The sequence below is a fragment of the Saccharomonospora iraqiensis subsp. iraqiensis genome (assembly GCF_000430445.1).
Classification (GTDB): Bacteria; Actinomycetota; Actinomycetes; order Mycobacteriales; family Pseudonocardiaceae; genus Saccharomonospora; species Saccharomonospora iraqiensis.
On record NZ_KE387119.1, the window covers coordinates 6,138 to 11,231 of the forward strand.

The 5,094-nt window shown below is 71.4% G+C and carries 7 protein-coding genes; 3 read left to right on the forward strand and 4 right to left on the reverse strand.

What is annotated here, in order from left to right:
• Positions 1 to 153: 153 nt before the first annotated feature.
• Genes ACTIR_RS0117550 through ACTIR_RS0117560 form a run of 3 tightly spaced genes read left to right on the forward strand, consistent with a single transcriptional unit; the run spans position 154 to position 1,630 of the window.
• Positions 154 to 528 (forward strand): ArsR/SmtB family transcription factor, encoded by a 375-nt coding sequence (locus ACTIR_RS0117550; RefSeq protein ID WP_026455256.1) that lies wholly within the window; start codon positions 154 to 156, stop codon positions 526 to 528.
• Positions 525 to 1,007: an SRPBCC domain-containing protein gene (locus ACTIR_RS0117555; protein WP_026455257.1), complete on the forward strand. Its 483-nt coding sequence runs from the start codon at positions 525 to 527 to the stop codon at positions 1,005 to 1,007. Before ACTIR_RS0117550 ends, ACTIR_RS0117555 begins: the two co-directional genes overlap by 4 nt.
• A complete protein-coding gene (locus tag ACTIR_RS0117560) occupies positions 1,004 to 1,630 on the forward strand; it encodes a dihydrofolate reductase family protein (RefSeq protein ID WP_026455258.1) in 627 nt (208 codons plus the stop codon). Before ACTIR_RS0117555 ends, ACTIR_RS0117560 begins: the two co-directional genes overlap by 4 nt.
• Positions 1,631 to 1,756: 126 nt before the next feature.
• Here the strand turns inward: ACTIR_RS0117560 and ACTIR_RS0117565 are convergent, their stop codons facing one another.
• The 4 genes from ACTIR_RS0117565 to ACTIR_RS24075 form a co-directional block, all read right to left on the reverse strand.
• On the reverse strand, positions 1,757 to 2,101 hold the full coding sequence (locus tag ACTIR_RS0117565; RefSeq protein WP_019808575.1) for an RNA polymerase-binding protein RbpA: 345 nt from the start codon (positions 2,099 to 2,101) through the stop codon (positions 1,757 to 1,759).
• A 260-nt stretch (positions 2,102 to 2,361) separates the two neighbouring features.
• Positions 2,362 to 3,228 carry a thymidine kinase gene (locus tag ACTIR_RS0117570; protein WP_026455259.1) on the reverse strand — a complete coding sequence of 289 codons (867 nt, stop codon included), beginning with the start codon at positions 3,226 to 3,228 and terminating at the stop codon, positions 2,362 to 2,364.
• A 90-nt stretch (positions 3,229 to 3,318) separates the two neighbouring features.
• Positions 3,319 to 4,743 (reverse strand): MFS transporter, encoded by a 1,425-nt coding sequence (locus ACTIR_RS0117575; RefSeq protein WP_026455260.1) that lies wholly within the window; start codon positions 4,741 to 4,743, stop codon positions 3,319 to 3,321.
• Positions 4,744 to 4,846: 103 nt separating this feature from the next.
• Positions 4,847 to 5,094 (reverse strand): glycerophosphodiester phosphodiesterase family protein (locus ACTIR_RS24075; RefSeq protein ID WP_034240738.1); only part of this gene is annotated, 248 nt, incomplete at its 5' end.

The following is a 5,094-nucleotide window of genomic DNA, read 5'->3' on the forward strand; positions in this document are numbered from 1 at the left end:
CGCCACCCCGCCGTGCGCGACCTGCGCCACCGGCTCGCCCGCCGCTGACACCCCCGGACACGGGGGAGCGGTCCCGCACCCACGCGGCAGCGCGTCGACCACGTCCGTGACCGCGTCTTGCGCCCGCCACCCCGCACCCACATACTTAGCCTCATGGCTAACTATTCGGCGGAGGTGGACGGTGTGTTCGTCGCCCTCGCCGACCCGACCCGGCGGGCCGTCGTCCGCCACCTCGGCCACGGGCCCACCACCGTCGGCGACCTCGCCCGCGAGTTCCCCATGACGCTGCCGTCGTTCCTGAAACACGTGCGCACACTCGAGGAGACCGGCCTCATCCACACGGTCAAGACCGGCCGCGTCCGCACCTGCGTGCTCAACCGCGAGCGGCTCACCCTCGTCGACGACTGGCTCGCCCAGCAACGCCGGATCTGGGAGCAGCGCACCGACCGCCTCGAACAGTTCGTCACCGACCCCGACCGAGCGGACCCCGACGAAGCCGACCCCGAGCCACAGGAGCGACCGCAGTGACCTTCGACCCCGATCTCGACCTCACCCTGCACCGGATCATCCGCGCCCCCCGCGCGACCGTGTGGCGCGCCTGGACCGACCCGTCCCGGCTCGAACAGTGGTGGATCCCCGCCCCGACCCGCTGCCGCGTGGACCACCTCGACCCACGACCCGGCGGGGCGTTCGTGACCCGGATGAGCGACGACGGGGCCGAGTTCGTCCCGCACCTGGACGCGTGCTTCCTCACCGTCGAGGAACCCGGCCGGATCGTGTTCACCAACGCCGTCGACAGCACCTGGCGCCCGGCCGATCCGGCCCCGGTCGCGATGACCGCCACCATCACCCTGCACGACCACCCGGACGGCACCGACTACCGCATGCTCGTCCGACACGCCGACCCCGACGCCCGCGCCCGGCACGAGAAACTCGGCTTCACCGACGGCTGGGGCACCGTCGCCGCCCAACTCGCCGCGTTCGCCGAGAGCGGTGACCCGCGGTGAAGCTCGCGCTGACCGGGTTCGTCACCCTCGACGGGGTCAGCCAGGGGCCCGGCTCCCCGGACGAGGACACCAGCGACGGCTTCACCCGCGGCGGCTGGCTGGTGCCGCACATCGACGGCACCTTCGTCCGCCGCACCTCCGAATGGCTCGACCTCGCCGACGGGCTGCTGCTCGGCCGCCGCACCTACCAGGCGTTCGCCCGCGACTGGCCCGCGATCACCGACCCGGACGACCCGTTCACCGGGCGGATGAACACCCTGCCCAAGTACGTCGTGTCGAACACCGGCACCGAGCCGACCTGGCACCCCACGACGGTGCTCACCGGCGACCCGCGCCGCACCGTCGCCGACCTCAAACGACGGCCGGGCCGGGAACTCCAGATCCACGGCAGCGCCCGCCTGGGCGACGCGCTGCTGCGGGCGGGCCTGGTCGACACCGTCCGCCTCGCCGTCGCCCCCACGGTCCTCGGAACCGGACGGCGGCTGCTGACCGACCCGGACACCACCACCGGCCTCCGCCTCGTCCACCACGAGGCCACCCCCAACGGCCTGCTGCTGGTCGAGTACGCGACCACGGGCCCCGCACAGCGGGGCGACTACGACGGCGTCACCGCGTTCCTCTGACCGGCCCACGGGACGGCGCCACCCCGACCACCCGCCGCGAACGCGGGCCGGGGGAGCCGGCCGCACACAGAAAGGCCCCCGGTCCGTGCCCGGCACGGACCGGGGGCCTCCCGGCTTCACCGCTCGTCAGGCCGTGCGGCCCCGGCGGTTCTTCAGCTCGGTGAGCCGCTCGTTGAGCAGTTCCTCGAGTTCGGGAATGGAACGCCGCTCCAGCAGCATGTCCCAGTGTGTCCGCGGCGGCTTGGCCTCCTTGGGCTCCGACTGCCCACCGTCGATGATCTCCGACTCGGTGCCGTGCAGGCGGCACTCCCACGTCGGGGGGATCTCGGCGTCGTCGGAGAACGGCACCTCGAACTCGTGGTTCTTCGGGCACGAGTACCGCACGGTGCGCCGGGGTGCGAGGTCGTGATTACGGTCGGTCTCGTAACTGACCGCACCCAACCGGCTTCCACGAAGAACACGGTCGGCCATGATGGGTCCTTTCGGTCGGCTCCACGCGTGGAGCCAGGGTCGTGCTCACCGAGTGCAACGTCCCGGACGGTCGGCGGCATTCCCGACCACCCGTCCGCCACGCGCGGTGAACCACGTCACCCGTGTTGAAAACAGCTTGCTCCCACAGGGAGACCTTTGACGCGATCCTGTGACGCGGTACGGCCTCCTGTCTCGGTGATCTCCCCCACCCGGGTGAGGACGGTCTGGAGGGCGCCCCACCGCCCGCGACCGGAACCCGGTCACGTCAGCTGGAGCTGCCCCGGACCGGACGGATCCGGCCCCACTTCGCCACGGCGGAAGTGCCGACGACAAAGTACCTGGTAACGCACGGTAGCCGATTCCGTCGACGTCCGTGTCGTGTCGGAGTTCACCCCACCGGAGGAGACCTCCGCACCGGAGGCGTCCGCGTCCCCGGTCCCGGCGCCGGATACGCCCCCGTCCGGGACACCCCCGTCCGGCGCGCCGCCCACCGTGTCCGCCACGAACACCGTGTCACCCGTCCGCAGCACCACACCGTCGGCCACCCGCGCGTTGAACCGGCCCGGCCGCCCGCACCAGCACAACACCTCCACCTGCACCGGTTCCAGCTCGTCCGCCAGCTCCACCAACCGGCGCGCCCCCGCGAACAACTCACCCCGGAAATCCGTCGAGATCCCGAAGCAGTACACGTCCACGCACACCTCGTCGGCCAGCTCCGCCAACTGCTCCACCTGACCGGGGGAGAGGAACTGGGCCTCGTCCACCACCAGGTAGTCCACCGGCCTGCCCCGCTCCCACGACCGCCGCACCACCGCCCGCACATCGGTGTCGCCCCGCACCTCCACCGCGCGCCGGGCGATCCCGATCCGGCTGCTGATCCGCCCGGACCCCGACCGGTCGTGCCGCACCAGCGACAGCCCCTGCCTGCCCTGCCGCGCGAGGTTGTGGTCGATCTGCAACGCCAACGTCGACTTCCCACAGTCCATCGGGCCGTAGAAGAACTTCACCCGACCCACCCGCGCCGCGCCCGGGCCCCGCGACACGCCGGGCACCGGCGACAACGCACCGGCCGCAGCGCCGGTGGGGGCGCCGGCCGGGTCGACATGCACGTCATCCGGGACATTCACGAGGCAGCACCCTATCCGCAGCACGCGGCACACCCGGCGGGGGAGAGCGGTGCACCACCGGCACCCCCGCGCACGACCCGGCCACCGGCCTCACAACACCCGCGGCTCCGGATTGCCCGCCGCCGCGATCGCCCGCCGCACCGGGATCAACGCCACCAGCACGAACCCCACCACGAAGAACACCAGCAACGCGATGATCGCGTACCGGAACGAGCCCGTCGCCTGCCCGACCGCCGCGAACAACAACGGCCCCAACCACGACGTGCCCCGCTCACCGACCTCGTACAGCGAGTAGTACTGCGCCTCCTTGCCCGCCGGGATCATCTGGCTGTACAGCGACCGCGACAACGCGTTCGTGCCCCCCAGCACCAGCCCGATCCCGGCCGCCACCGCGTAGAACTGCAACTGCGCCCCCACCTCGATGAAGTACGCACCACCCAGCACACCCATCCACACCACGAGACTGCCCAGGATCGTCTTCTTCGCCCCGACGCGACGCGCCACCAACCCGTGCGTCACCCCACCCACGTACGCCACGAACTGGATCACCAGGATCGTCGCGATCAACACCTCGTTGTCGAAGCGCAACTCCTCCTTGCCGTACTGCGCCGACACCGACACCACCGTGGAGATCCCGTCGGTGTAGACCAGATACGCCCCCAGGAACGCCAGCGTCAGCGGGAACGCCCGCGCGTGCCGCACCGTGTTCCGCAGCTCGGTGAACCCGGCCCGCACCACCGACGCCCCGTGCTCGGCGCCGTGCGGCGGCTGCCGCTCCCGCAACCGCCGCAGCGGGATCAGCGTGAACAACGCCCACCACACACCCGAACTGAGGAAACAGATCCGCACCGCCGTCGACTCGCTCACCCCGAACGACTCGTGCCCCAGGTAGAACGCCAACTGCAACGCCAGCGCCACACCACCGCCCAGGTAGCCGAACGCCCATCCCTTCGACGACACGTCGTCCCGCTCGTCCGGCGAGGCGATGTCCGGCAGGAACGAGTAGTAGGTCACCAACGAGGCGCCGTAGCCGATGTTGCCCACCATGTACAACACCACGCCCAGTTCCCACCGCCCGTCGGCCACGAAGAACAACAACGCCGACGCCGCCGACCCGAGGAACGCGAAGAACCCCAGAATGCGCTTCTTGTACTGGCTGCGGTCGGCGATCGCCCCGGTCACCGGCAGCACCAGCACCTGCACCACCGTCGCCGCCGCCAGCAGATACCCCCACAACGACCCCGCCGGGAACGTCAACCCGAACAGGCTGATGTCGCAGTTGTGCAGGTTGTCGCCCGCCCCGTCCGGCCCCACGCACGGCGTCGGACCGTTCCGCGCCACGTCCGCGCGCGCGTCGTCGGCGGCCACCGTGCTCATGTACAACGCACCGAACACGGTGATCACCGAGGTGTAGAAGGTGGAGTTCGCCCAGTCGTAGAAGTACCAGCCGCGCTGCTCACGACGGCGCTGACGGACATCGGCGGCCGGGGCCGGGCCGCCGGAAACGCTGGACATGACCGGCTCCTCGCACGCTGATCACAGTGACCGGCGAAGACTACTCCCTCGGGGGACCTCACTCACCCGTGATGGTGATGTCCGCGCGGGGTCACCCCGCGGGTCACGCCGTCCCCGGCGGCCACGCCCCCCGGTGCCGCAGCAGGTCCCGCAGCAGGTCCGGCCGGTCCGTCACGATCCCGTGCACCCCGAGGTCCAGCAACGCCCGCATCCGCGCCGGCTCGTTGATCGTCCAGGTGTGCACCTCGATCCCGACCCGCCGCGCCGCGCGCACGAACGCCCGGTCCACCAGCGGCACCGGCCCGTGCCGCAGCGGCACCTGCGCCATCACCCCCCGGGCGAGCGCCCCCA